At 37.3% G+C, this 25,185-nt stretch carries 30 protein-coding genes; 2 read left to right on the forward strand and 28 right to left on the reverse strand.

Features of this window, described 5'->3' with window-relative positions; genetic code table 11:
• Window positions 1-11: 11 nt before the first annotated feature.
• From spoIIIAE to spoIIIAA, 5 genes are read right to left on the reverse strand one after another with little or no spacing between them, the layout of a single operon-like run.
• Complete coding sequence (spoIIIAE, locus tag ACIQAA_RS02140) at window positions 12-1,208, reverse strand: stage III sporulation protein AE (RefSeq protein ID WP_402615585.1); 1,197 nt, start codon at window positions 1,206-1,208, stop codon at window positions 12-14.
• A 37-nt stretch (window positions 1,209-1,245) separates the two neighbouring features.
• Window positions 1,246-1,635, reverse strand: a complete 390-nt coding sequence (spoIIIAD, locus tag ACIQAA_RS02145) for a stage III sporulation protein AD (protein ID WP_174524393.1) — start codon at window positions 1,633-1,635, stop codon at window positions 1,246-1,248.
• A 16-nt stretch (window positions 1,636-1,651) separates the two neighbouring features.
• Entirely contained in the window at window positions 1,652-1,855 is a 204-nt protein-coding gene (gene spoIIIAC / locus ACIQAA_RS02150) for a stage III sporulation protein AC (RefSeq protein WP_007084610.1), read from the reverse strand.
• Between the two features lie 11 nt (window positions 1,856-1,866).
• Window positions 1,867-2,382, reverse strand: coding sequence for a stage III sporulation protein SpoIIIAB (gene spoIIIAB / locus ACIQAA_RS02155; RefSeq protein WP_335530334.1), 516 nt, complete (start codon window positions 2,380-2,382; stop codon window positions 1,867-1,869).
• Window positions 2,383-3,306, reverse strand: a complete 924-nt coding sequence (gene spoIIIAA, locus ACIQAA_RS02160; RefSeq protein ID WP_402614359.1) for a stage III sporulation protein AA — start codon at window positions 3,304-3,306, stop codon at window positions 2,383-2,385.
• A gap of 191 nt (window positions 3,307-3,497) precedes the next feature.
• Here spoIIIAA and ACIQAA_RS02165 point away from each other — a divergent pair, with 191 nt between their 5' ends.
• On the forward strand, window positions 3,498-4,172 hold the full coding sequence (locus ACIQAA_RS02165) for an SIMPL domain-containing protein (RefSeq protein WP_402614362.1): 675 nt from the start codon (window positions 3,498-3,500) through the stop codon (window positions 4,170-4,172).
• A 45-nt stretch (window positions 4,173-4,217) separates the two neighbouring features.
• On the opposite strand, the gene ACIQAA_RS02170 is transcribed toward ACIQAA_RS02165, so the two are convergent.
• From ACIQAA_RS02170 to ACIQAA_RS02245, 16 genes are all read right to left on the reverse strand, one after another.
• A complete protein-coding gene (locus ACIQAA_RS02170) occupies window positions 4,218-4,727 on the reverse strand; it encodes a TlpA family protein disulfide reductase (RefSeq protein ID WP_402614365.1) in 510 nt (169 codons plus the stop codon).
• A 74-nt stretch (window positions 4,728-4,801) separates the two neighbouring features.
• A complete protein-coding gene (locus ACIQAA_RS02175; RefSeq protein ID WP_082799345.1) occupies window positions 4,802-4,927 on the reverse strand; it encodes a CcmD family protein in 126 nt (41 codons plus the stop codon).
• A 12-nt stretch (window positions 4,928-4,939) separates the two neighbouring features.
• On the reverse strand, window positions 4,940-5,701 hold the full coding sequence (locus ACIQAA_RS02180; RefSeq protein ID WP_402614369.1) for a cytochrome c biogenesis protein: 762 nt from the start codon (window positions 5,699-5,701) through the stop codon (window positions 4,940-4,942).
• A 3-nt stretch (window positions 5,702-5,704) separates the two neighbouring features.
• A complete protein-coding gene (locus tag ACIQAA_RS02185) occupies window positions 5,705-6,379 on the reverse strand; it encodes a heme exporter protein CcmB (RefSeq protein WP_402614372.1) in 675 nt (224 codons plus the stop codon).
• Entirely contained in the window at window positions 6,379-7,083 is a 705-nt protein-coding gene (locus ACIQAA_RS02190) for an ABC transporter ATP-binding protein (RefSeq protein ID WP_402614375.1), read from the reverse strand. Before ACIQAA_RS02190 ends, ACIQAA_RS02185 begins: the two co-directional genes overlap by 1 nt.
• Window positions 7,084-7,107: 24 nt before the next feature.
• Window positions 7,108-8,103: a hypothetical protein gene (locus ACIQAA_RS02195; RefSeq protein ID WP_402614378.1), complete on the reverse strand. Its 996-nt coding sequence runs from the start codon at window positions 8,101-8,103 to the stop codon at window positions 7,108-7,110.
• Window positions 8,100-8,477 (reverse strand): hypothetical protein, encoded by a 378-nt coding sequence (locus ACIQAA_RS02200; protein WP_402614381.1) that lies wholly within the window; start codon window positions 8,475-8,477, stop codon window positions 8,100-8,102. The genes ACIQAA_RS02195 and ACIQAA_RS02200 overlap by 4 nt, the downstream gene beginning before the upstream one ends.
• Window positions 8,478-8,489: 12 nt before the next feature.
• On the reverse strand, window positions 8,490-8,993 hold the full coding sequence (locus ACIQAA_RS02205) for a cytochrome c-type biogenesis protein (protein WP_402614384.1): 504 nt from the start codon (window positions 8,991-8,993) through the stop codon (window positions 8,490-8,492).
• A gap of 1 nt (window position 8,994) precedes the next feature.
• Window positions 8,995-10,977 (reverse strand): heme lyase CcmF/NrfE family subunit, encoded by a 1,983-nt coding sequence (locus ACIQAA_RS02210; protein WP_402614387.1) that lies wholly within the window; start codon window positions 10,975-10,977, stop codon window positions 8,995-8,997.
• 15 nt (window positions 10,978-10,992) lie between these two features.
• Window positions 10,993-11,457: a cytochrome c maturation protein CcmE gene (locus tag ACIQAA_RS02215; protein WP_402614390.1), complete on the reverse strand. Its 465-nt coding sequence runs from the start codon at window positions 11,455-11,457 to the stop codon at window positions 10,993-10,995.
• 13 nt (window positions 11,458-11,470) lie between these two features.
• Complete coding sequence (locus tag ACIQAA_RS02220; RefSeq protein WP_402614393.1) at window positions 11,471-12,520, reverse strand: hypothetical protein; 1,050 nt, start codon at window positions 12,518-12,520, stop codon at window positions 11,471-11,473.
• A 220-nt stretch (window positions 12,521-12,740) separates the two neighbouring features.
• Complete coding sequence (locus tag ACIQAA_RS02225) at window positions 12,741-13,388, reverse strand: c-type cytochrome (protein ID WP_402614396.1); 648 nt, start codon at window positions 13,386-13,388, stop codon at window positions 12,741-12,743.
• Between the two features lie 10 nt (window positions 13,389-13,398).
• A complete protein-coding gene (locus ACIQAA_RS02230) occupies window positions 13,399-13,848 on the reverse strand; it encodes a PCYCGC motif-containing (lipo)protein (RefSeq protein ID WP_349654866.1) in 450 nt (149 codons plus the stop codon).
• A 186-nt stretch (window positions 13,849-14,034) separates the two neighbouring features.
• Complete coding sequence (efp, locus tag ACIQAA_RS02235; protein WP_283861464.1) at window positions 14,035-14,592, reverse strand: elongation factor P; 558 nt, start codon at window positions 14,590-14,592, stop codon at window positions 14,035-14,037.
• A 20-nt stretch (window positions 14,593-14,612) separates the two neighbouring features.
• Entirely contained in the window at window positions 14,613-15,674 is a 1,062-nt protein-coding gene (locus tag ACIQAA_RS02240) for a M24 family metallopeptidase (protein WP_402614399.1), read from the reverse strand.
• Between the two features lie 104 nt (window positions 15,675-15,778).
• Window positions 15,779-16,276, reverse strand: coding sequence for a YqhR family membrane protein (locus ACIQAA_RS02245; RefSeq protein ID WP_402614402.1), 498 nt, complete (start codon window positions 16,274-16,276; stop codon window positions 15,779-15,781).
• Between the two features lie 330 nt (window positions 16,277-16,606).
• On the opposite strand from ACIQAA_RS02245, the gene ACIQAA_RS02250 reads away from it, so the two are divergent.
• Complete coding sequence (locus tag ACIQAA_RS02250) at window positions 16,607-16,996, forward strand: SA1362 family protein (RefSeq protein WP_402614405.1); 390 nt, start codon at window positions 16,607-16,609, stop codon at window positions 16,994-16,996.
• Window positions 16,997-17,020: 24 nt separating this feature from the next.
• Here ACIQAA_RS02250 and ACIQAA_RS02255 read toward each other — a convergent pair whose 3' ends face one another.
• From ACIQAA_RS02255 to ACIQAA_RS02285, 7 genes are all read right to left on the reverse strand, one after another.
• Window positions 17,021-17,905 carry a patatin-like phospholipase family protein gene (locus tag ACIQAA_RS02255; protein WP_402614408.1) on the reverse strand — a complete coding sequence of 295 codons (885 nt, stop codon included), beginning with the start codon at window positions 17,903-17,905 and terminating at the stop codon, window positions 17,021-17,023.
• Window positions 17,906-18,003: 98 nt separating this feature from the next.
• A complete protein-coding gene (gene splB, locus ACIQAA_RS02260; protein WP_402614411.1) occupies window positions 18,004-19,029 on the reverse strand; it encodes a spore photoproduct lyase in 1,026 nt (341 codons plus the stop codon).
• A 252-nt stretch (window positions 19,030-19,281) separates the two neighbouring features.
• Complete coding sequence (locus ACIQAA_RS02265; RefSeq protein WP_402614413.1) at window positions 19,282-20,658, reverse strand: HAMP domain-containing sensor histidine kinase; 1,377 nt, start codon at window positions 20,656-20,658, stop codon at window positions 19,282-19,284.
• Window positions 20,659-21,345, reverse strand: coding sequence for a response regulator transcription factor (locus ACIQAA_RS02270; protein WP_402614415.1), 687 nt, complete (start codon window positions 21,343-21,345; stop codon window positions 20,659-20,661).
• A 125-nt stretch (window positions 21,346-21,470) separates the two neighbouring features.
• On the reverse strand, window positions 21,471-23,885 hold the full coding sequence (locus ACIQAA_RS02275) for a heavy metal translocating P-type ATPase (RefSeq protein ID WP_402614418.1): 2,415 nt from the start codon (window positions 23,883-23,885) through the stop codon (window positions 21,471-21,473).
• Between the two features lie 84 nt (window positions 23,886-23,969).
• Window positions 23,970-24,176 carry a copper chaperone CopZ gene (copZ, locus tag ACIQAA_RS02280; RefSeq protein ID WP_402614421.1) on the reverse strand — a complete coding sequence of 69 codons (207 nt, stop codon included), beginning with the start codon at window positions 24,174-24,176 and terminating at the stop codon, window positions 23,970-23,972.
• Window positions 24,177-24,351: 175 nt separating this feature from the next.
• Entirely contained in the window at window positions 24,352-25,086 is a 735-nt protein-coding gene (locus ACIQAA_RS02285) for an urease accessory protein UreH domain-containing protein (protein ID WP_402614423.1), read from the reverse strand.
• Between the last annotated feature and the right edge of the window lie 99 nt (window positions 25,087-25,185).

Raw genomic sequence — 25,185 nt, forward strand, 5'->3', positions numbered from 1 at the left:
AATGTTCTCCCCTATCTCATCATCATTGTTAAATTCCCTGCTGCGACAATTACTGTAATACTTAAAAAGAACATGAGAGAGACAATACCCAGTGCAGCAAACACATATATAACACTTTTGCTGATAATATCTAAACATTTAATAACGGGACCCCCGCCTAATGGCTGTAATATCGCAGCTGCAAATTTATAGATAAAGGCGATCATTAAGATTTTAAAAGCAGGGAAAGCAACGATAATGAGGAGAATAGCGACCCCTGCAATACCAACTGAATTCTTTAATAATCCAGAAGCACTTACTACTGTATCGGCTGCATCAGTGAAGATTCTGCCAATAACAGGGATAAAGTTCCCTGTAACGAATTTTGCTGTACGGATGGCTACACCATCGGTTATAGCAGTAGAAGCACCCTGGACTGAAATGACTCCAAGAAAAACCGTCAAGAAAAGCCCCATTAAACCAATGCTCCAGTTTCTTAACAGCTGTGCCAGCTGTGTCACCTTATACTGGTCGGACATCGTACTTACGATACTTAAAAGAGTGGCTAAAAAGAGAAGCGGGAGAATAACAAATTGCATAAACATTCCGCTTATATTCATTAAAAACAAGATAACTGGGTGAAAGAAAGCGGCTGAGATTATTCCTCCAGAAGAAGCAATTAAGGCTAACAAAAGCGGAATCAGTGCCAGCACAAATGAAATCATACTGCCTATTGCCTCATTGGTATATTCTATGACGATATGAAAACTATTAAGCGCAATAATTACTAGGACCATATAGACGATGGAGTAGGCAACTTTACTGATCGTACTGCTCTCAAATGCATTCTGCATCGATTGGAGAAACATACTGAAAATCGTAAGTAAGATTAATGAACCTAGCAGTTTTCCATTTACGACAAATTCATGAAACAAGAATTTAATAATTCCCTGGGTCCATTCCTTGAAAGAGAATTGCTTGTCTCCCTTCACAAAATCGTACAGACTCCCTTTTTGGCTTTCAGGGAGGAAGCCGCCATATTTAGTTTGTATATCCTCCCAATATTGTTTAAGTTCTGTTAAATCCATTGTCTCAAGCTGTGCATCTACTAATTCCTGTGGCGATAGAGGTGTGCTGGCTTCCTTTTCTTCGTTAGCTTTTACACTTGTTGAAGTAAAAAACATACATAATAGAATGATAATGGGAATAATCTGCAGCCTTTGCTTCATCATTTTTCACCTCATATTTTAAAAAGAAAATACCTTTCTAGCTTGGAATCAGCTTGATTATGGTTTCAATCATGACAGTTAATATTGGAATTGCCATCGCCAGAATCAATACTTTTCCAGCAAGTTCAATTTTCGAAGCCACAGCACCCTGGCCTGCGTCCTTGGTAATTTGAGATGCAAATTCAGCAATATAGGCAATTCCAATGATTTTTAGTATGGTCTCTACGTAAATCAAATTCACATTTGCATTCACGGCGAGCTTTTCAAGCATATGAATAATTTCATAAATTTTATCAACTAAAAACAGGAAAATGCTGCATCCAACAAATACAATTAAGAGGAAGGCGAAATTAGGTTTTTGCTCCTTTATTATTAATGCTAGGAAGGTTGCGACAAGAGCCACGCCAACTATTTTAATAATTTCGATGGCAAAGCCCTCCTTTCTATTGAAACAAGAAGACAGATTTTATTTTCTGGAATAGATCATCAACAATTGATGCGACTTGAAACAAAATGTAAATAAAGCCAAATAGTGTTACCCACTGGGCATATTCCTTTTTCCCAACCTGATCAAGAACAGTATGCAAAAACGCAACCACTATGCCCACTCCGGCTATTTTAAAGATAATATCTACTTCTAAGCCCATTGCTTTTCCCCCTAAATTAATAAAATGATCAGTAATAATCCTGAAAAGAACCCTAAACTCTTTACCATTTTTTCGTATTTCGCCTGGCTTTGAATGGCGTCCGCTTCTTCTCTTTCGAGATGGGAAAGAGTTAGCATAATATGTTTTTGCTGGGAAAAGCGATCGTGCCGACCGAGGGTTTCCCCGAATTGTTTCATGATTTCAAATTCACCTTGTTTAAATGCCGTTTGCTTCCAAACCTCCTTCAAGCTGTCTTCCCAGGCTTCTTTTACCGTTGTTTCCGTATCGGTCAACTTCTTTGCAAAGCTTTCAAAGAAGGATGACAATGGTTTAGATAGTTGTGCAGCCAATCTCCTCGCGGCTTCATGCAAGGGTGTATGACCATACATAATTTCTGCTTCAAGTGATTGTAGTGCTGATTTTAACTGCCTAAGCTGTCTAGGCCGCTCGCTTAAATGTTTGGCTGCTTCAAACCCTGTCCAAGTGGTAGCGAGAATAATAAAAATGGCTCCAATTAATTTAACCATTTACATCACTCTCACTTTTTGACTCAGTTCTTTTCCGCTTCCATCCAAAATATGTGTAATGGTTCCTGGACCTTGAGACCTGCTTAGTACAATAAATCGTTGGAATATGTTTTGGTCGATAATGGAGCTTAATGAAGGTCTTTTCTTTACCTCCTCCAAGCTCGATCCATGAGTGGTCATAATTAGTTTTATGCCTGCGTGGACAGCTTCTTGTATAGCCTCTGCATCCTCTGCACGACCGATTTCATCAACAACTAATACCTCTGGACTCATTGAACGAATCATCATCATCATTCCCTCTGCTTTTGGGCAGGCGTCTAATACATCTAGACGATGACCGAACGACATTTGAGGAATTCCATTTACACATCCAGCAATTTCCGAACGTTCATCCACGATCCCTACCTTATATGCGTGTATACCTTTTTGATGGTTTCCGGTTGAGATAATTCTGGCGATATCCCGTAAAAGCGTTGTTTTTCCTGTTTGTGGGGGACCAACAATCATTGTATGCATCCAGGAGTCTTGAAATAGTAAGGGCATAATCTTCTCTGCTATACCTAACTTCTCCTTGGCAATCCGAATGTTAAAAGATGCAATATCCCTTATCGCTTTTACCTTTCCTTCTTCAAGGATCACCTTTCCTGCAAGTCCAATTCGATGGCCTCCAGAAACTGTTATATACCCCCGCTTCAACTCTTCCTCAAGTGTATAGATAGAGAATTGGCTGATTTTATTCATTAAATGAAAAGCATCTTCTTGCTGAATGATATACGATAGAAACCTTGGAGCTCCTTTCATCGTAATTTCTATAGGACGTCCGATGCGGATTCTGATTTCTTCCAATTCTGCTTTTTGATTAGGAGGGATTTTACTGATTAGATCGGCAATGTTTTTGGGTAAGAATTTAAGGATCGTTTCCACATTTCTTCCTCCTTGTTGCTTGTCTCATTATTTAAAATGTATGCCCTTTGATAAGCAATATGACTTTGAAAATTTCAATTCTTTTAAAATACTCTTATATTCTATTTTTTCGAAAGAGTTACTAGAACTAGGAATACTTCATTTAGCTAAACGTAATGTATTAGTAAGAAATTTTAATAAGGGGGAATCCCGTGTATATTCAGAACCCTGGATACCTTAAAACCCTGAGCCAACAGAACCATTTAATAAAAGTAAGAGGGGAAGGAGAAATAGCAGTTCAGCCAGATACTGCCTCTGTTAATCTTGGTGTAGTCACGGAGAGTAAAGAATTAATTGAGGCACAGCAAGAGAATTCAATGACTGCAAACAAGGTAATTGATTCTCTCATGAGATTAGGGATTGAAAGAAATCAGATACAAACCTTTGATTACCGGATTGAACCTGATTATGAATATGAACAAGGAAAACAAATTTTTCGAGGATATAAAGTCACACATATTTTGCAGGTGAAAATAGAAGACTTAAACATTATTGGGAAAGTAATAGATACTGCTGTCCAAAACGGGGCCAACTACGTCGCAAATGTTCAATTCACAACGAGATACAAAGAATCTTATTACCAACAAGCACTCGCTATCGCTTTAAACAATGCCAGTAACAAAGCGAAAACCATAGCCAATACCCTAAGAGTGAACCTTAATCCCACGCCAATTCTTGTCACGGAAGGCGGCGAAATGATTCAGCCTATAGAGGTCCAACAAGCTGCGTTTGCTAAAGCAGTTAGCACAACTCAAATTCAACCAGGACAACTGAGTATCAAAGTAAGTATCGCCGCAGATTATAAATATCATCCAATTAGTGGATAAAAAAAGGACTGAATCAATTGTATAGTGATTCAGTCCTGACTATTATTATTGGTCATACTTCTTTACCATTTCGTATAATTGAGCCGATGTAACTGGACCATTGTAATGCTCCCTTATGACTCCTTTTCTATCAATGACAAAGGTTTCTGGCTGTCCCGTCACGTTATACTTTTTGGCAATTTTAGAATTGTAGTCAAATACATAAACAGCAGGTGTGTTATATTTCTCCAGAAACTTTTTAACTCGGTCCTTTGTTTCACCCTTGTTAATCATGATTAATCTGTATTGGTCACCGTAATCTTTCGCAAATGCCTCTAGCTCCGGAGCTTCATCCACACATGGTTTACACCATGAAGCAAAATAATTCAGGATGATAATTTCACCTTTGTAATCAGAAAGCTTCGTATTTGTCCCATCTAAATTTGGCAGTTCAAAATTATAGGCTTGATCCCCGACATCGGTATTGTCACCTTTGCTGGCCAAACTATAACCAAAAAAGCCAAACATTCCAATTAACAGAAACAACACGAGTAAGTTAATGACTCGTCTGCTCATTCTACTTCCTCCTGACAGCAATAAGTAGTTTTAGAAAAGGCCTGTTCTGTATAAACAGGCCTTTTTTATTTTTTCTACCTATCTAATTGTTTTAAAAACTCGATATCTTTTTTAAGACTGTTATGACGTTTACCAATTAAAAGCATATAGCCAAAAATAATTACCCAAACTACTGAATATGCTGCATACATGAATCCCATGATCTATTCCTCCTAGTTTTCCAATCTTTCGCGTAATCTTTCTTTGTAGTGACCAACATTTATTTTCATATTTTCAAATGATACTCCCTTGTGAAGCAGATAAGCATAAAGGAAGGTAAATGCCGTAATGGTAACCAACAATGCAACAAGCATACTAGGTGCAATTCCTCCGCCTTGCTGCGAAAGACCATCTCCAAAAACGATTGGATGGAATTTCGATTGCCACCAGCGAATCGCAAAGAATACAATTGGAACATCTGCAAAGCCGATAATTCCGAATACCGCAGCAAGTCTTGCTTTTTTATCCCAAACCCCATCCATCTGGCGAACCATAAGATAAGCCATATAAAGGAAGAAAAGAATTAATGTAGTAGTCAAGCGTGGTTCCCATGCCCACCATGTATTCCAAGAAGATTTCGCCCAGATTGGACCCGTTGTTAGTACGATAGCAGTAAAAACAACCCCTATTTCTGCCGATACATAGGCATATGTGTCATAAATTCTTTTACGTTTTATTAAGAATAAGATACTAAAGACAAAGGTCACGAAGAATGCTAAAAATGCTACCCATGCTGATGGAACATGCATATAAAATATCTTTTGTACTGCACCCATAGTCTTTTCAATTTCAGCATACATGAAAATAAAATAGAATGCCGCTAACATTGAAACTACCATACCGCCATATAACAATTTTGTAAGCAAAGGACTTTTCACCGGGGCCAAATCTATTATTGGAAGGGGCGCCTTTTCTCTTTCAAGATTCATACTCATCTCTTAAACCTCCAGAACATACTCAATTAGTAAAAAACATAGAACAAAGAAAATTACATCAAAGGCTGAGACCAATTGCATCCAGGAAATAGCAGTCGGTAATTTCTCCATATTCGTTAGAATAATTTTTGTTGCTTGTGTAACACCAATCAAGACAGGGCTTGTCATTGGGAAAAGCAATAGCGGTAATAACATTTCACTACTCTTTGAATTGGAAGCAAGTGCAGCTAGAAAAGTTCCAATCGCAATGAATCCAAAACTGCCGACAAATAAAACTAATATGAAATAGAGAATGCTGCCGGTGATTTTAAAATCAAATAGGAGAAAGAGAAAAGGAATGGACACAATTTCTACTATCAATATCATTGAGAAGTTTGCCATGAATTTACCTAAATAAATGCTAGAAGCATCCATGGGTGCAACGAGTAAACCATGCATCGTATCATTCCGCTGCTCTGATACTAACGAGCGATTTAGTCCCAATATTCCTGAAAAGACGATGATGATCCATACAGCACCGGGAATAACGGCTTTTGTGGTATTGTTTGCCGGGTCAAAAGCAAAGCTTAGTACGAGGATGACTAAACCTGCAAAAATAATCATGGTGCCCAAAACTTGTTTTGTTCTTAATTCTGAATAGATATCTTTTTTGGCTATAGTGAGGGCTGCTCTGAACATCATGAAACCCCCTCTACTAATACCTGATATTTTTCAGAAACTAAACTTAGTGATTTATTATTTATTTTAAAATCATCAGCAATCTTGCCATTTTTCACAATGATAATTCGATCACATATTGCAGCAGCTTGCTTGAAATCATGTGTTACGATTAATGTGGTACACCCTTTCTCTTTCATAGAAAGGACAACATTATTTAAAATGGTAATGGCACCTTGATCCAAACCGGTATGTGGTTCGTCTAGCAGCATGATTTTCGGTTCATGTATGATAGCTCTAGCAATCGCAATCCTTTGTATCATCCCGCGTGAAAAATTCTTTACAGGTTCATTGATAAAAAATGACAAGCCTACCTCATTTACAAGTTTTCTTGCTCTATTTTCAACATCCTTGACACCATATAAGTTACCAAAGAAAACTAAGTTTTCTAATGGCGTGTAGTGATCGTATAACAAGCTGGAATGCGGCAAGTAACCAAACATTTTTTTTACTTCGATATGATCTTTTTTTAAATCCAATCCGTTAATCTTCACAAGTCCAGATGTAGGCTTGATTAATGTTGCCAGCACTTTAAGCAGTGTGCTTTTTCCAGCACCATTTGGACCAAGTATAGCAACTGTTTCACCTTGAGTAATGGATAGGTCAATACCTCGCAGGATTAACTTATTGTCGGCTTGCTTTGTTAGCTTTTTAATTTCAATCATCAAGTATCCCTCGCATTCCGACTGCTACTCTACAAATTGGCGTAAATTTATTTTTACTTGTACTAAATGCTGTTTGTAAGCAGCCAATTTAGCTTGATAATCCTCTTCTGACATATTTCCATCACCGAAGTTTTCTTCTAATTCAAGGATTTTATCCATAATCGCTTTTTGCTTTGCCATAAGGTTTTTAAATGCTGATTCTTCCTTATCCGCTCCAAGCCTCTTTTCTTCCGCCCTTGCCTTCATTCTAAAATAGGCAAAATAAGACATTGCTGCGATAATAATCGCACTCATCACAATTAAGAAAACATGTGGATCCCAGCTGTGCAGCGGCGATTGTGACCACATTCGAAGGTGGCCCGGATTGTGGAACGCTGGTGCTGTTTTGGTTACATTCCCATCACTTGCACTCGCTCCTTGCATGTCAGAACCTTGTGTTTCACTTGGTGAAGGTTGTATCTCTTTGTCATAGACCATAGTAAAGGATTGTTGGGCTTGAATGCCTTCAACACTGTAGCCCTGATAATTTTGATCGTCCATTTTGAAAAGGCCTTGATTCGTTGCTGTAACATTTTTAAATTCAATGCTTCCCATTCCCTCAGGAACAAGAATTTGCATCATTTGAACAGGATAGTCGAAACTTAAGTTAATTTCCTTGCCCTTTGCCACTCTATAACTATATGGCATAACTAACGTCTGATTGGCTGGTATAGGATCTGTAGTGATAAATCCCGTATCAACCTGTTTTTGAGCAATTTTGTTATCTAAAAAGGTAAATCCTATTGCTCCTGTCGGGATAGTGACATTCAGAACTGCTTCACCCGTGCCGTCACCTTTAAATTCCTCTGCTGACGTATTAGTGTAGTTCACCATATTCATCATATTGGTTGAACCATCTTCTGCAGGGCTAACGACAAGATAATGCATATCAACAGATATCACTGATTCTGCAGCTGCCATTCCATTTATAGGAATGAGCAGCAGCAGCCCGAGGAGGAAAACGGTGATTTTCTTAATCACTTTCCTTCCCCCTTTTTAGTTTGATAACTCTTCATTAAAGCCTCTATTTCACTTTCTATTTCAGCCATTAAATCCTTGTCGACTGTCTGAGATGTCATTTGCTCTTCTTCATCCTTCATAATGCTGACAACTTGCGCTTCATATTGTTTCTTTAAATTTTTATAATCCGCGTGGGAGATTTTATCCATTTTGTATTCAAACTCTAGTTCATTGAGAGTGGATAAAAGCATTTCTTTATTCGTTGCAGAGTCTTGACCCTTGTTCACGAAACTTAAATATGAATCCCAAGAAAAGAAAGGTGCCAGCACGAGAAATAAACAAATGAGCACAAGTGCAGCGGCAAATATCATTGAAATGATCGAGATTTCTTGCATTATGTTCACATCCTAAAGGTACTTTTTGCGTTCTTCTTCAATCATAGATGAGAGAATTTCCTCTTCCACTTCATCCTTATCGCTTTCGTTGTCTGGGGTTAGTTCTTCTGTTCCTTTTTTCTTCACCCATTTACGAACGATGAAGAATATCGCCACCCCTGCAATAGCTAAAACTGCAAATGGCAGTACCCAAGCAACTAAACTGAACCCGCTTTTTTCTGGTGCAGTTAAAATTTCTTCACCGTAAATATTAACGTAGTATTCACGAATTTTATTCTTATCCCAGCCCTTGTTCATCATTTCAGCAATATCTTCTTTAAAGCCAATTGTTAGATTACAAGTCTTTGGGTCACATTCAAAATGGTCCTGACCACAGCCGCATGTACACATAAATTGTGACGCTGCTGCTTCGAATTCCTTAGATTTATAGTCAAACTCTTGCGCTTGCACCTGGAAGATTGAAGCCTGAAAAATAAATGCAATCAAAAGGAGTCCAATATAAATTTTACTTTTCATATTAAGACACCTCTTTGCGTACTCCTGTGTACCTTGGAGTAATATTTTGATATTTTCCATTCCAAACAGCAAATAGTGAACCAATTACAATCACGAAAGAACCAATCCAAAGCCAAGTAATCATTGGGTTAATTTTTACAATAAAAGTCGCCTTTCCGTCGTCTTCCCAATCACTCAAAACTACGTATAAGTCTTCTTTTAATGATGAGATTAAACCAACTTCTGATGAAGGCTGATCCCAGTTTCCGTAAAATACTTTTTCAGGTTGAATACTTCCAATTCGTTTTCCATTCTTGAAAACGGTCATTTCTGCATAAACGATGTCATTAATTCCCTCTCTTTTTTGATCAAGGCGTTCGTAATTAATTCGATAATCATTCAGTTTAATGGAATCACCTAAGTTCACTGTTTTCATCGTTTGTACGTCATAATTTTGTGAGCCGATAATTCCCATTGCAATAAACGCTATACCAATATGAACAATATATCCGCCATATCTACGACGGTTTTTAGTCATTAAGCGATAAAGTGAAAGATAAACTTTTTCATTTGTCATTTTTCTACGAGCTTTGACACCACGGTAAAACTCTAGGAAGTGTGTGATAAAAAGTAGAACAATAACGCCAAATCCGATTACTGCCCAGGCTTTTTGGATTCCTAGTACCACCATTAATGCCATTGCAGCAACAGCAAGGATCGCTGGAATTAAAAAGTTTTTCTTTAAGTTCTTTAGCGAAGATCTTTGCCATGCCAGCAGTGGACAAACTGCCATCAAAAACATCATCGATAATAAAATTGGGGCTTGAACGGTATTAAAGAATGGCATCCCTACTGTAACCTTGGTACCCCGTACCGCTTCAGATACAAGTGGGAATACTGTTCCCCAGAATACACCAAATGCCGCTCCTACTAACAATAAATTATTAATTAAGAAACTGCTTTCCTTTGAAATATATGAACTGAATTCTCCTGCACTGCGTTTTAGCAGATTGTAACGGCTCATTAGCACATATAAGGCACCAATTACCATTACACCCATAAAGATTAAGAAGTATAATCCTAGATTTGAGTTAGCAAACGCATGAACAGAAGTTAAGACACCGCTTCGAACAAGGAATGTTCCAAATAATGTTAAGGCATAAGAAGTAATGATTAAACCTATGTTCCAAATCTTTAACATGTTTTTCCGTTCTTGAATCATCACTGAATGTAAGAACGCAGTTGCCGTTAACCAAGGCATGAAGGAAGCATTTTCAACCGGATCCCAGGCCCAATAGCCGCCCCAGCCTAGCTCCACATAAGCCCATTGACCCCCAAAAATATTACCTAAACTTAAAAACAACCAAGCTATTATTGTCCAGCGTCTAGTCATTTTGAACCAGAAATCATCGACGTTTTTCAGTATAAGTGCTGCCATTGCAAACGCAAATGGGATAGCCAGTCCTACGTAACCAAGGTAAAGTGTAACTGGATGGATAATCATACCTGGATTTTGCAGCATTGGGTTTAAACCATGGCCTTCAATAGGAACTTGGTCCAATAACACAAACGGTTTTGCAACAAACCCAAGGACTAAAAAGAAGAAGACGATATTTCCTAATAGAATAGCGGAAATATAAGGAACCATCGGATTTCCTCTCATTTTTCTTGAGAAGGCAATCATTACAGTGTAAAGAACTAAGAAGAAAGTCCATAATAACAAGGAGCCTGAATTCCCAGCCCATAATGCTGTAAGCTTATAAATTACAGGAAGCTCACTGCTCGTATAATCACTAACATATTCATATTGAAATTGAGATGTCGCTAGTAAGTAGAATAAGGAAAGCATAGCCATTGAGGCACAAACTAGAATTCCAATGACTCCGCCTTTACCACTGTTAATTAATTTTTGATTCTTCGTGCTAATCCCCAATGTGATTATGAGGAGTGAATAGATCGCAAGCGCTAAGCCTGCGTATATTGTTGCATTAGCAAATAAGTACATATCGTCACCTTCTTATTATTTTGCCTCATCGGGTTCTGCTGGTGGCTGATCTAATAACTTTTTATGTGCTTCAGGATCATAATTTTCTACATCTTCACCCTCGTATTTGGAAGGACATCTTGTTTTTACGGTTTCAGCAGCAAACGTATCCTTCTTAGTAGGTGCGCCCTGGAGGATAACAATAACACCTTCAGAGAAGTTATCTGGTCTTGTACCATTATGAATAACATGCATTAAGTTACCGTCGTTATCTTTTAAATCAAACTTCAACTCAATTTTATCCGGGTTCCATTTAATAGATTCTTCGATTAATAGACCTTCAACGGTTACAAAATCATCTTTATGTTTTTCTTGGTTAGCCAAAAGCTCCTTCATGGTTAATTCAATGCCACTTGATCCTGGTGTTGCTGCCATAAGTAAGAAAACAATAGCCCCGGCAATAATAAATCCGCCAATCATAACAATCGTGTTCTTTTTCATCCCTTTCACCCCATTAAATTAATTTTTTCATTTCCTCATCATATGTTTCTTGATCAATTTTTCCATTTAGAAGTTTCTTCCGTAATTCTTTTTTATCTTCAACACTGATAGATTTAATCTCTTTTTTAACCGGCTGCTTTTTAGGGGGATGGTTTGCTGCTTTAGAACTTGAAGCTTTAGGTGCAGACTGTGATTTTCCCTTTAATCCTAAGTAAACAAATACACCTGAAATGATAATAGCGATTCCAATTACGATAGCCCCGCCCATTCCAATTAGAGGACGGTCGCCGCCGGATCCACCAGAGAGTTGATCTGTTGCAGTACCATTTTTAACACTAGCGTGGTTTTCATCATTCGGCGGTTGTTTTTCATTGATAGCGTCTAACGTTGATTTAAAACCATCTTTTTGATAGGAGAAAGTATATTTATAGCTATCACCAGCTTTTACATCTTTGTATTGATAGTAGAATAGTTCTTCACCATATTCGCTTTGTGTATTATTTGGCGCCTTTGGCTCTAGTGTGATCTCCTTTGCCTCCATTGGGGCATAAAAGATTACATCCAGTGTTCCAATCTCTGCAGGGCAGCTATATTCGTAGGTAAAGCTTCTCTTGTCCTTTACTTCTACTGCGCTTGTATAGTACTCCACTACGAATCTATACGTTTCATTATTCTTAATTGCTTTTGATGGTTTCCATGAAATGATTCCCTTTTCCGTATCAACATCAAATGGCCGTTGCACTTCTGGCTTATTGTCTTCAGGAAATTCAGCAACTAAGTATGCTTGGAAGCCTTTTTCGCTAGCGGGAACAGATATTTCCACCTTTCCATCAAAATCCTGTCCACTCTTGTTTGAAATAGTTCCATACTGCCCCACTAGTAATGATGGTGTATCTTTTGCCCAGCCTTCAGGGTAATCAAACTCTGGCATTACTTGAATTTGCATTTCAGTATAAGGAAACTTTTCTGGCAGAAAGGTTGTTTCGGCATATGCGTTTGGAATGATAAAACTAGATAAAAATGACGAAATTGCAAATAAAGCCAACAACTTTTTTTTAAGCATGTTAATCCTCCTTGAGCTCCTATAAAAAGCTATTTTTCACTATAGCCCTCTTTGAAACAAATATAATATTAATCATCTATGTATAGTTGATTCACTTTTGAACATTTTGTAAAAGGGGAGAAACCGTTACGTTTTCGTCAAAATTTGACCACAAATTGTTCACATTTGCCGATCTAACTAAAAAACCCCTGAATCCGAAGATTCAGGGGTTTATTTAGTTTCATTCTAATGAACGTATATACGACACAATATCTGAAATTTCTTTTTCTTTGAGCTGTCTTACTCCGTCAAGTCCTTTTAGTGAAGCTGCCATTCTAGTATCATCACGACCATAAGCTGTACCAATCCAAATCTGCTTATCAGTGGTGTATTTCAGGAATTGTGGATTTGAAAGAGCTGTCCCCATTTTTAATTTACCTGCACCCGCTTCTCCGTGACAGTTTATGCAGTATAAATTATAGAGTTTCTCACCGTTAACAGGATTACCCGCAATGGTTTTAGGCACTTCAAACTCAATTTCTTCTGACTGCCAATTCCGAATATAAGCAACAACATTATTTAATTCTTTCTCTGTAAGTCTTGGTCCATAACTCGGCATACCAGTACCTTCTCTGCCGAATTTAACACTGTTATAAATGTCTTTGTCGCTTACAGAATTTAAGTATTGTTGGTTGTTTATGGCAGTACCAGCATTTTTACCTTCACCTTTACCATCGTCTCCATGACAAATCAGGCACTGCTTTTGATAAATTTTTTCACCTGCAGCAACCGCTTCCGCATTCTCACTGCTAAAAATACCACTATTAATAATACAGATAATAATCCCAGTAATGATGATCGTGTAAAGGCCGTATAATATTTTTTTCATTGGCTATCCCTTACTTAGGTTCTGGTGTCGGAGTTGGCTCCCCAAAATCTTGATATTTGGTAGTAATTAAGTCATATATTTTCTTAGGGCTTTTACCGTCAAGATGCATTTCTACCGCCTCCCGGGCGATATCTATACAGACGTCTCAGGATATACTCATTGAATCCCAGCCGGTAACGGCCTTATCGTCTCCAAATGAATCAATATAACAATCCAAATTACTTTCATGACCATCTTGTGCATAACAGCCGCAATAGCAAGGCACGCCTGCTACCACCTCTGGATAGTTAGATACCATTGCATATGTTTCTTGAATTAAATCAGAAGAATTCAAAACATAATCTGGCAGTGGCAGATGTTTTTTATCTAAAGTTACATTTATCTCTTTAGAACTGCCGCAGGCTGCTACTAATAGACCGATAGCAGTACAGAGAAACAAGAGAGATAGAATTTTTTTCATTTCTTTGTCACCCCTTTTGTTTATATGTTGTAATTCTACTTTATTTTAGCAAAAACTAATCATATGAATTGAAAGTAAATATTACTATTTAGTGAAGTTTTCACAATAGGGAAAGTAAAAAATTTTTTTCATGTTTATAAAAAAAACTAAGACCGTAAAAAAACCGGTCTTAGTTTAATGCGTGAATTATGCACGAGAAACATAGGAAGCTTCTGTAGTATTAATAATTAATTTATCTCCTTGGTTAACGAAGAATGGTACTTGAACATTAAGCCCAGTTTCAAGAGTAGCTGACTTAGTGCCGCCTGATGAAGTATCACCTTTAATTCCTGGCTCTGTTTCAGCAACTTCAAGGACAACAGTGTTTGGCAGTTCCACACCAAGTGTTTCATGACCGAACATCATGATATGAACTTCCATGTTTTCTTTTAAAAACTTTAATTCATATTCAATATTGCTTGCAGGAAGCTCTACTTGTTCGTAAGATTCCATATCCATGAACACATGCTGATCACCGCTAGCATATAGGTATTGCATTTTACGGTTATCAATTTGAGCTTTTTCAACCTTTTCACCTGCACGGAATGTTTTCTCTTGGATTGCTCCATTACGAAGGTTACGAAGCTTTGAACGAACAAATGCCGCGCCTTTCCCTGGTTTTACGTGTTGGAAATCAAGAACGCGCCAAAGCCCGCCGTCCACTTCAATTGTTAGACCTGTTTTAAAATCATTAACAGAAATCATGTTTTATCCTCCTATGTCTATTACAAAATAATAAGTTCTTTAGTAGAATGAGTAAAAGCTTCGTTATGGTCCTTCGTAATGAGAGTATCATCTTCAATCCGAACCCCGCCAAGTCCTGGCAGGTAGATACCTGGTTCAACCGTTACAATCATGCCTGGTTCAAGAACAAGATCGGAACGGAAAGAAAGAGCCGGACCTTCATGGACCTCAAGTCCAATACCGTGACCGGTAGAATGCCCAAAATAATCTCCATAACCTTTTTCCGTTATGTAATCTCTTGTTAGTGCATCTGCTTCTTTTCCTGTCATTCCAGGCTTAATACCAGCCATTCCCCTCAATTGGGCTTCTAGAACGATGTTATATATTTCCTTAAGCTTTGCCTCAGGTTCACCTACTGCCACTGTTCTAGTGATATCTGATACATAGCCGTCATAATAAGCACCAAAGTCCAAGGTTACAAAATCTCCTTTTTCAATCACCTTATCGCTTGCAACTCCATGTGGGAGAGCAGAGCGATACCCAGAGGCAACAATTATATCGAAGGAAGAAGAAGTTGCGCCTGCCTTTCTCATAAAGAACTCTAATTCATTGGATACTTCAAGCTCCGTTTTTCCTGGTTGAATAAAATCCAATATATGCTTAAACGCAGCATCGGCAATATCTGCAGCTACCTTTAATATCTTAATCTCTGCTTCTGTCTTAATCAAGCGTAATTTTTCGATAACACCTGAAACAGGAACAAGTTCTGCTTCGAGTTCTTTTTCATAAGCTTTATAAGTGGAATATGTTAAATGATCTTCTTCAAAACCAAGTTTTTTAATACCTAGGTTTTTTGCTTGCTTCGCTACTTCTTCCACAAGCGTTCCAGTCATTTTGACAACTTCATACCCTTCACATTGGTTTGAAGCTTGTTCAACATATCGGAAATCGGTAATAAATTGTGCCTTGGAAGCACTAATGAGCACTACCCCAGCTGATCCTGTAAAGTTTGTCATATAGCGACGGTTAAATTGACTTGTAATTAAAAAACCATCTATTCCGTGTGTAGAAAAACTTGATCTAAATTTATCTATCTTTTCCATCTCTCCCACTCTCCCGTATGTAATCCAAAATCAAATTAATTTCCTATTGGAATAATATCAAAAATTATTTTATCACACCTCAGTCTATAAAGACTAATAAAGCGTTAAGTAGCGGTCTCATTTTCTTCCATATGATTGATTTCATACTCATAGTTAATCGAATAGCCAATAAATAATCCATATACCAGATATAAGCAAATAGTGGTAATAACTGTATTACGACTTAAGTCTAAAAATGGTTTTATCCCTGGAAAAATTGGATTTAGTACCAAGTACACTATGAAAAATAGTACAATACCATACCCTAAGCCTAACCAAATTCCGTTAAATTTTTTTAAAGCAAGGGAATAAACAAAAGCTGCACCAACAGATAGGATACCAAGTAAAATGATTGAAATGACCGTCCCAAGCCATTCATTTTTCCAGTTCCCCAACGCCCAAGGGCCTAATATTACATTTGGACGAATTTCAGTGAAATTAAAGTAGTATGCTAAAAATCCGATTGTTCCCCAAAATAGACCTCCAAATAATCCCGTCCAGAAAACTACGGTAACAAAAGACATTGGTTTTGGATAATTTGATTTTTTCGATCCATTAGCCATAATAATCTACCCCCTCAAAAGCTTTTTTTACTTGAAAAATAAATAACAAATCATAATTCCACCATATTATGCCCTTTCATTGCCAATCACTTGCATAGATTACACTTTTAAATTGGAAATATTATGTCATCCTAGAGGTTTTTTCATGGTTGAAGTAGAATAAAATTAAGTACACATTATTTTTTTAAAGAAAGATAAAAAAATTTCTCCATATAATTCTAAAGAACTACCTGTGAGTGGTAAAATAACTACAAAAATGGAAGAAATATCTAAAACTCATTGGTTATGTGTTTAAAAAATTAAGAAAATGCTTATGATGCTCTTAGGGAGGTGGCTTTCTTGAAAAATCGGATTTCCGTTCCTTTGGTTGGCAGTGTTATTGTTTTAGGAATAATTGGCATTATTGGAGCTTTTGCAGGTGATCCTATCGGTTTTCTTAAGAATATCGTAGTGTTCGCCTTGGTCGGCTTAGCCATTTATTTTGTTTTTAGATTAATTCGCAGATCAAATCCTAGGAATAAAGAGCAGCAGGCCTTTATCAAAGCAGCTAAAAAGTCCAAAAAACGATTGCATACTAAAGGTGGAGAACAGTCTACAAAAAGTACATCTTTTGGTTCACTGACTTCTTTAAAGAAAAGCAAGACAAAAAAGAAATCCCCTGTTCACTTAACCGTCATCGATGGCAAAAAAGGCAAAAAGAAAAATCGAGCGTCACTATAACGCTCGATTTTTTTATTTGCTTCCTTAATAACACCAAGACTTGAAGAACTTTTTGGCAGCTTCTCTGCCTAATTCAAACAATTCATTTTTCTTTTCATCTGTCAGATGGAACTCTATTGATAATGCTCCCTCAGAAGGAACAAATATGATGTTTTTGGCATGTTTTCTAGATACATACCGGGAATCATGTGCATCCTTCATCGTTTCAAACAGTGCACCAAACAACTGAATCGCATTTTTGATTTTATGTTTTTCGTGCTCGTATTCATCTGCGCTTAATTTAATTCCGATTACTGGCCTTACCTTTTGTATATTTTCCCGGTCAAATAGCCACATTGGGAAATTGCTTAATACTCCTCCATCGACGATTACATTTACTCCATCCATGGATTTTAATTTTACAGGCTCGAAAAAATATGGAATACTGCAGCTCATTCTTACAGCTTTTGCGATTGAAAACGACTCAGGAGGAATACCATATTTAACTAAATCATCCGGCAGGACCATCAGCCTGCCATTGGAGAGGTCGGAAGCGATTATTCTTAAGTTCTGCGGCGGCAAATCCGAAAATGTTCTTACACCTTTTGCTGCTAATTTTTCTTCAATCCACTTTTCCAGCTCATTCCCTTTATATAAACCCAGCTTCCAATAAACAAAAAGCCATTTAGCCAGTGGAAAAGGAATAATCATTTTTCGGGCATCGAGAAACTTGGTTAAATCCAGTTCATCAAGAAGTTGTTCCATCTCACCACTGCCATAGCCAGCCGCAATAAATGCAGCAACAATTGATCCCGCACTCGTCCCAGCAACCCGTTCGAATTGAAAACCTCTTTTTTCAATTTCTTCAATTGCCCCAACTAATGCGAAGCCTTTAATTCCTCCTCCAGAAAAAACACCGTCTATTTTCATGGCAGCCACTCCTAAAGGTGTACTCATTGTTACATCTTTAAGCAGCAGCAAGCAGAAATAGTACGGTGTACAAGAAAAAAAACAAAATTTTATTTTTTTTATGTGAAGTATTCAATAGTGGCGTTTGGAAAATATTCATTAATATAGTTCCGAATGGTTGTTTCTAATTCACTGGCTTCTTCTGTTGGATATACATATTTTCCAATCCCATAGCGGCCCCATTTATATTTTCGTTTTTCCTCATCCATTTCAAGCTTGGTTTTTGGATACCTTTTTGCTATCACGTTTTTTGCTGGCTTTGTAAAACGGTGCTGGATAAGTTCAAACGTCAGATCCGGTATTTCTAATCCTGCCAACTCATCACTTAAACGTCCAAATAGCTCACGATAGCCTTCCTTCCAATCTTCATGTAAATAAATGGGTGCGACAATAAATCCTAAGGGATATTTTGCCTTTGCGACCTTTCTTGCAGCTGCCAGACGATCTTCAAAGGAAGAGGTACCTGGCTCAAAGTTCTTAATGACATAACGAGAATTAACACTAAAACGGAATCTTGTCCTTCCATTGTGATTGGCATCAAGCAGATGGTCGACATGATGGAATTTTGTTACAAACCTCAGCAAGCCAAATTCCGATTGTCCGATAAATTCAATTGTCTTCTTCAGTGAATGTGTTAAATGGTCTAATCCCACTATGTCCGAGGTACAAGCAGCTTCAAATCGAGTGATCTCTGGCTTACGCTCATCCATGTATTTTTGTGCTTGTTCGAAGATATCCTCTAGGTTTACATAGGTTCGGATATAAGGTTTGCTTCCGAGTGTCGTTTGCAAATAACAATAATGGCAATGCCCCATACAGCCAGTGGCCAAAGGGATGGCATATTCTGCTGAAGGCTTAGAAGTATCGAATTTCAATGTCTTTCTGATTCCTACTACAAGGGTTGATTTTGCATTTCTATATTTTTGATTTTCATTCTCCCCGGGCAAATCACGTATTTGGTTATGCGAGGTAGTCTCACGAATTTCAAGATTCAATTTTTCAAACTTCTCTTTTAGTTCTCTTCCAAGAGGATATTCTAATGCTCTTGGTTCAAAGTATACTAATTGAGGCATAAAAGGTTCCAAAATGTTTCCTCTTTTCAATCTGTTTTTTATAGTATGAACCATTTTTAAATATTAACATGGTTTATAATTTGTTTTTATTTTGTCTACAAATTGTTCACTTTAATACTCTCTTTCTTCATATCATCAACACAAAAATTCTCTATACTTTACCTATTATTTAGTGAGTTTTTATTAACAAGTAAAAACCCACCATTTTGATGGTGGGCTTTTATTTAAGAACGGGTATAGTATTGATAGTGATTTATAGTTTAGTCACAGATTTGGTGTTGAGTTAAAATACAGTGTAACTGTGGTTCCAAGCCCTTCCTTACTATCAACCTTAATCTTTGCATTATGAAATTCTAGGATATTCTTAACGATGGTTAAACCGATACCATTTCCTTCTATTTGATTCCTGCTTTTATCCCCTCGATATAGCCTTTCAAAGATAAACGGTAAATCCTCCTGCTTAATCCCAAGGCCGTTATCTATCACTTCCACAACAATGTGTTTATTATCTTTATATAATTTAATTACAATTTCCCCATTACTTTGATTAAATTTAATTGCGTTTGATAATAAATTAATCATTACTTGCTTGATTTTATCTTTATCGCCAATAATATGATATTTTTCATTTGTATTAATTTCATATTTGAATGTAATATTTTTATTTTCAACAGCCTTAAAATAATCATTACTCATCTCAGTAATTAACTTATCTAGATCAATGGTTTCATAATTTAATTTTATGCTTTCTGATTCAAACTCTTTTAATAGGTTTAAGTCATTTATTAATTTACCAAACCTGATGACTTCCTCATTTAGATAATGTAGCCCCTCTTTTGAGACTGGAACCACTCCATCAATCATGGCTTCAAGATTATTTTGCAGGACATTTAAAGGGGTTCTAATTTCATGTGTAATATCCGACACTAACCTTTTTCTAAGTGTGTCCTGATACTTTAACTTACCTGCAAGGATATTCACGCTCTTCCTTAAATCCTCTAACTCGTCAATATTACTTTTAAAATTAGATACAGTATCAAAGTTGCCTTGAGATAAGCGTACAGACATTTTTGCTACTTCCCGAATCGGTGTTGAGAATTGTTTTGAAAAATAAAGACTCAAGCTAATGATGATGATAAGTGTGAGACCACCACTGACAATAATACTTTTGTTTATCGAAGACTTAAAGGTTAGGTCTTCTTCTGAAAAAAGCACAGACGAATATTGTCCAATATCGACAAACCCAGCTATGCTGTCATCCACCTTAATTTCAAATGTTTTAGTGGTATAAACACCACTATCATGACCGGACATTTCTCCAATATGGATTTGAGTTTTTAGGTCATTAGGATCCATTCCCCAGACCGGTTGTTTACTGCTATCTAAAAGGGTCAAACAATAATTCCCCATATAAGCTTCGTGCATTAGTTCAATACCTGTATCTGAGGACCATTTACCTTCCCTTTTGTAAGCTTCCTCGAAATAGGAAACAATTCTTTCATACCTCTTGTTTTGAATATCAATCATGTATTCGTTAAATTTATTTGAAACCGTCAGATTGACAAAAACAGTAACTAGCAGGATGGCGGCAACGGCAGATAGCACCAATAAAATACTCAATCTTCTGCTGATTGATTGCATTTACTTCTCACCGCCAAATTTATAGCCTGCTTTCATTACCGTAACAATATATTTAGGGTTCTTTGTGTCTTTTTCTATCTTTTTACGGATATTTTTTATATGGACATCAATCGTCCGATCATACCCGCTAAAATCGACTCCAAAGATTTTATCAATCAACTGTTCCCTGGATAATACATTTCCTTTTGCCGTGACGAGGGCACAAATAATATCAAACTCATTAGGTGTAAACGGAACCTCTTGTTCCAAAATTCTAACGGATCTTTTATCACAATCTATCGCTAAATAACCGTCGTCAAAAATAATCTTTGATGAAGGAAACTTTGAGCCTATTCTCCTGAATAAAGCATTGACTCTAGCGGTTAGCTCTCTAGGGCTGAATGGCTTTATCAAGTATTCATCTGCACCCATATATAAACCTTCTATTTTGTCATTTAAGGATCCTTTTGCTGTGAGCATAAAGATATGGACATCCGATGTTTGACGGATTATTTTACAAACTTCTTCACCGCTAATATCAGGAAGCATTAAATCTAATATGATTAATTTATACTCTGTGGTTTTAAAAACATCCAGCCCTTTTATTCCAGTTGGAACGCTAGAAACTTTATATCCTTCTTTCTCCAAATACCCTTTAATAACCGTTGATACACTTTGCTCATCTTCAATCAGTAAAATATGATCCATCTTATTTCACCCTGCTTTATAATAGTCTCCTTATAAAGTAAGTATAATAGTTACAGATAGTGAAAAATGTGAAAAAGGCTGACAATTATGTGTCAGCCCTTTTGTATGTTAATGAAGTTTCGCATTTATAGTTTTACTTTTTGTAATCGTAACGCATTAAGGACAACGGATACAGAACTAAATGCCATTGCAGCTCCTGCCAGCCAAGGAGCTAAGAAGCCTAATGCAGCAAATGGTATGCCAAGTGAGTTATAGGCAAGTGCCCAGAACAGATTTTGCCTAATATTCGTGATCGTTTTCTTACTCATAAAGATTGCGTCTGCAATACTATTCAGGTCTCCGCGAATAAGGGTGATATCCGCAGCTTCCATTGCCACATCTGTTCCAGTTCCAATCGCCATTCCAATATCAGCAACAGCCAGCGCCGGGGCATCGTTAATCCCATCACCAACCATCGCAACTTTCTTTCCCTGCCCCTGTAATTTCTTAATTTCATCGGCCTTACCCTCTGGAAGAACTTCCGCAATCACATGGTCTATTCCAGCTTGTTTGGCAATCGCTTGAGCTGTCTGCTGGTTGTCACCAGTGATCATAATGACATCAAGTCCCATGGTTTTAAGACGGTTGATCGCACTCTTTGAGGTATCCTTAATTGTATCGGCGACAGCAACGGTTCCTGCATATTGACCGTTGATAGCAGCAAGCATTGCTGTCTTGCCTGACCTTTCTAATTCATCCATTTTTTCATAAGCAGCATCGGCATCCACCCGATATTTATTCATTAATTTTCTTGTTCCAACTAATAATTCTTTACCATCAACCATTGCTTTAATGCCAAAGCCGGGAATCGCTTCAAATTCAGTAACATCTTTAAAAGTAATCCCCTTATCTTTAATCCCTTGGACAATTGCTTGAGCTAATGGATGTTCCGATTGCTTTTCAGCAGATCCAATCAATGACAGTAATTCTTCTTCGTTAAACAAATGGTGCGTGATGACATCCGTTAAAACAGGTGTACCATTTGTTACTGTCCCTGTTTTATCCAGTACAACAGTTGTAATTCGGTGGGTCATTTCTAAATGCTCCCCACCCTTAAAGAGAATCCCAAATTCTGCAGCTCTTCCCGATCCAGCCATAATAGACGTTGGTGTTGCTAAACCTAATGCACATGGACAAGCAATAACAAGGATAGCAATCATTTTTTCTAATGCCTCACCAAAGTTGCCAGGAGCAGCCCACACAAACCAGATAATAAAAGTAAGAACGGCGATTCCAACCACGATTGGTACAAATACACCAGATATTTGATCGGCAAGTCGTTGGATGGGTGCCTTTGAGCCTTGTGCTTCTTCAACTACTTTTATAATTTGCGCTAATGCTGTATCTCTGCCAACCTTTTTAGCCTCAACCTTTAAAAAACCATTTTTGTTAAGTGTGGCTCCAATAACATCGTCACCAATCGACTTATCAACAGGAACACTTTCTCCAGTAAGCATGGACTCATCGATGGCTGAAGTTCCCTCAATGATTTTGCCGTCTACAGGGATTTTTTCACCCGGCTTGATAAGAAGGATGTCTCCAACAGCTACAGCTTCAAGTGGGATTTCTAGTTCTTGCCCATCTCTTTCAACAGTTGCGGTCTTAGCTTGAAGACCCATTAATTTTTTGATCGCTTCTGATGACCGGCCTTTTGCTCTCGCTTCAAAAAGCTTACCTAAAATAATTAAGGTAATTAATATGGAACTTGTTTCATAATAAAGCTCTACTCCATGGGCCTCTGCCATGAGGGACATGATCGATAAATACAAACTGTAAAAATAGGCTGCAGATGTACCTAAAGCAACGAGTACATCCATATTTGCACTCTTATTTCTGAGTGCTTTATATGCTCCGATGTAAAACTGGGAACCAATAATAAACTGAACAGGTGTAGCTAATGCCAGCTGCACCCAAGGATTCATAAAAGCTTCCGGAACCCAAATAAAGGATGTAAAGGAAAAGTGTCCAACCATTGCCCATAACAAGGGAAGGGACAGAATGGCTGCAAAAATAAATTTGCCTGTTTGCTTTTTAATTTCCTGTTCACGATGATCAGTTGTTTCCTTAACATCCTCTTTTATATGAGCTCCATAACCAAGCTTTTCAACTTTGTTAATAATGTCACTTGGTGTTAAAACAGAACCATTGTATTCCACCGTCGCCTTTTCGAGCGCTAGATTCACATTTGCCTTTACAACACCATCTAGTTTATTTAAGCCTTTTTCAATTCTTGTTGAGCACGCAGCACAGGTCATTCCAGTAATATCAAACTCAGCTTTTTCGGTAACCACGCCATAACCAAGGTCTCTGATCTTTTTTTCAATATCTTCGACCTTTAGTTTTTGTGAATCATATTTAATAGCAGATTTTTCTAATGCAAGATTTACGGTAGCGTTTTCTACACCTTCTAATTTATTTAATCCCTTTTCAATCCTTAAGGCACAAGCAGCACATGTCATTCCAGAGATTTGTAAATTGGTTTCTTTTAAACCTTGAGACATAAAAGTCACCCCTTCATACCCCACATGGGTATATTTCACTTTAAAAAGAACGTGCTATTGACTAGCACGTGTCTTTTCCTATTTTTACTCTACATCGTAACCTTGATCATCAATTGTTTCTTTAATTTTATCTAGTGATACCTCGTGGTTGTTATATTCCACATCCACTGTATTAGCTTTTAAGTTAACTTTTACAGAGCTTACCCCATTTAGTTCACCAACACTGCCTTCAACTGCTTTAACACAATGATCGCAAGACATTCCTTGTACGTTTAAAGTAACTTTTTCCATTTTATATACACCCTTTCGCAAATAACACTTTTTTTAACTTGTAATAGAGGTAAGGTTCTTAACTATATTTAACCATACCCCCCTACCCTATGTAAAGTATTTTTTATCGTTTATTTAATTCCTTTTCCAACTTTCACATTTTGTTCATAAATGGATATTTTTATCCTGAGTTTTGTTACAAGGACCAATAGGTTAAAGAGTCAATTATGCCTAACAAGATAATCAATACTCCAGAAACTCTTTGAATGGAAGCTCCAAGGTTTCTTCCCTTTTTCATTAGTAAGCCGCCCCCGCCTAAGTACCAAATAATGAAAATAAATAGGATTAAAGGCAGTGCAGTACCAAAAGCAAATATCGATGGCAGGATAAAGCCGTAAGAACTGGACAATACAATCGGCATTAAGGTAACAAAAAACAGAATAAACATCGTTGGACAAAAAGCAAGCGAAAAACTGAAACCAAGCATAAATGAACCAAATGGAGTTTCCTGTTGGTAATCTTTAGACCCGTTAAATAAATTGAATGTTCCGCGAAGTTTTATAAATCCTAACATATACAAACCTACGGTGATCAGCAGCGGGCCCATAATTTTACGGATCCAAGGGAAATAAGAAATTAGGTTTTCTTGAATTTCTCTTCCTAGTATCCAAACCAGCCCGCCTAACAATGAGAAGGCTACTATTTTCCCTAATGTGAAAAATATTACGTCCTTCCAAACAATTTTCTGTTGAAAGGAGCGGTTACCATACAGTGTCAAGGCACTTATGTTTCCGGTTAGCTGACAAGGTGCCAATGCCCCTACTATCCCTAAGAGTAAGGCAAAAATGATCGGCCAAGACTCCAAGTTATTGGCGATGATAAAAAAAGGTTTGCTAACAAAAGAACTAAATTGACTCAAGATGTTGTACATAGAATCACCTTATTTTTCATGGATGATAAAAAAGACAGTTTATTAAGTTAATACTATAACAATAGTAAGCAAATATTATGAAGAACGTATGAAGAGTTT

This window comes from Neobacillus sp. NPDC093182, assembly GCF_044754045.1.

Excerpts from the sequence above, each read along its gene's own strand:
- spoIIIAE (WP_402615585.1), bottom strand. The coding sequence starts at position 1,208 with ATGAAGCAAAGGCTGCAGATTATTCCCATTATCATTCTATTATGTATG.
- spoIIIAC (WP_007084610.1), bottom strand. The coding sequence starts at position 1,855 with ATGGGCTTAGAAGTAGATATTATCTTTAAAATAGCCGGAGTGGGCATA.
- spoIIIAB (WP_335530334.1), bottom strand. The coding sequence starts at position 2,382 with ATGGTTAAATTAATTGGAGCCATTTTTATTATTCTCGCTACCACTTGG.
- ACIQAA_RS02170 (WP_402614365.1), bottom strand. The coding sequence starts at position 4,727 with ATGAGCAGACGAGTCATTAACTTACTCGTGTTGTTTCTGTTAATTGGA.
- ACIQAA_RS02175 (WP_082799345.1), bottom strand. The coding sequence starts at position 4,927 with ATGGGATTCATGTATGCAGCATATTCAGTAGTTTGGGTAATTATTTTT.
- ACIQAA_RS02180 (WP_402614369.1), bottom strand. The coding sequence starts at position 5,701 with ATGAGTATGAATCTTGAAAGAGAAAAGGCGCCCCTTCCAATAATAGAT.
- ACIQAA_RS02185 (WP_402614372.1), bottom strand. The coding sequence starts at position 6,379 with ATGTTCAGAGCAGCCCTCACTATAGCCAAAAAAGATATCTATTCAGAA.
- ACIQAA_RS02190 (WP_402614375.1), bottom strand. The coding sequence starts at position 7,083 with ATGATTGAAATTAAAAAGCTAACAAAGCAAGCCGACAATAAGTTAATC.
- ACIQAA_RS02200 (WP_402614381.1), bottom strand. The coding sequence starts at position 8,477 with ATGCAAGAAATCTCGATCATTTCAATGATATTTGCCGCTGCACTTGTG.
- ACIQAA_RS02205 (WP_402614384.1), bottom strand. The coding sequence starts at position 8,993 with ATGAAAAGTAAAATTTATATTGGACTCCTTTTGATTGCATTTATTTTT.
- ACIQAA_RS02210 (WP_402614387.1), bottom strand. The coding sequence starts at position 10,977 with ATGTACTTATTTGCTAATGCAACAATATACGCAGGCTTAGCGCTTGCG.
- ACIQAA_RS02215 (WP_402614390.1), bottom strand. The coding sequence starts at position 11,457 with ATGAAAAAGAACACGATTGTTATGATTGGCGGATTTATTATTGCCGGG.
- ACIQAA_RS02220 (WP_402614393.1), bottom strand. The coding sequence starts at position 12,520 with ATGCTTAAAAAAAAGTTGTTGGCTTTATTTGCAATTTCGTCATTTTTA.
- ACIQAA_RS02225 (WP_402614396.1), bottom strand. The coding sequence starts at position 13,388 with ATGAAAAAAATATTATACGGCCTTTACACGATCATCATTACTGGGATT.
- efp (WP_283861464.1), bottom strand. The coding sequence starts at position 14,592 with ATGATTTCTGTTAATGATTTTAAAACAGGTCTAACAATTGAAGTGGAC.
- ACIQAA_RS02240 (WP_402614399.1), bottom strand. The coding sequence starts at position 15,674 with ATGGAAAAGATAGATAAATTTAGATCAAGTTTTTCTACACACGGAATA.
- ACIQAA_RS02245 (WP_402614402.1), bottom strand. The coding sequence starts at position 16,276 with ATGGCTAATGGATCGAAAAAATCAAATTATCCAAAACCAATGTCTTTT.
- ACIQAA_RS02255 (WP_402614408.1), bottom strand. The coding sequence starts at position 17,905 with ATGAAAATAGACGGTGTTTTTTCTGGAGGAGGAATTAAAGGCTTCGCA.
- ACIQAA_RS02265 (WP_402614413.1), bottom strand. The coding sequence starts at position 20,658 with ATGCAATCAATCAGCAGAAGATTGAGTATTTTATTGGTGCTATCTGCC.
- ACIQAA_RS02270 (WP_402614415.1), bottom strand. The coding sequence starts at position 21,345 with ATGGATCATATTTTACTGATTGAAGATGAGCAAAGTGTATCAACGGTT.
- ACIQAA_RS02275 (WP_402614418.1), bottom strand. The coding sequence starts at position 23,885 with ATGTCTCAAGGTTTAAAAGAAACCAATTTACAAATCTCTGGAATGACA.
- copZ (WP_402614421.1), bottom strand. The coding sequence starts at position 24,176 with ATGGAAAAAGTTACTTTAAACGTACAAGGAATGTCTTGCGATCATTGT.
- ACIQAA_RS02285 (WP_402614423.1), bottom strand. The coding sequence starts at position 25,086 with ATGTACAACATCTTGAGTCAATTTAGTTCTTTTGTTAGCAAACCTTTT.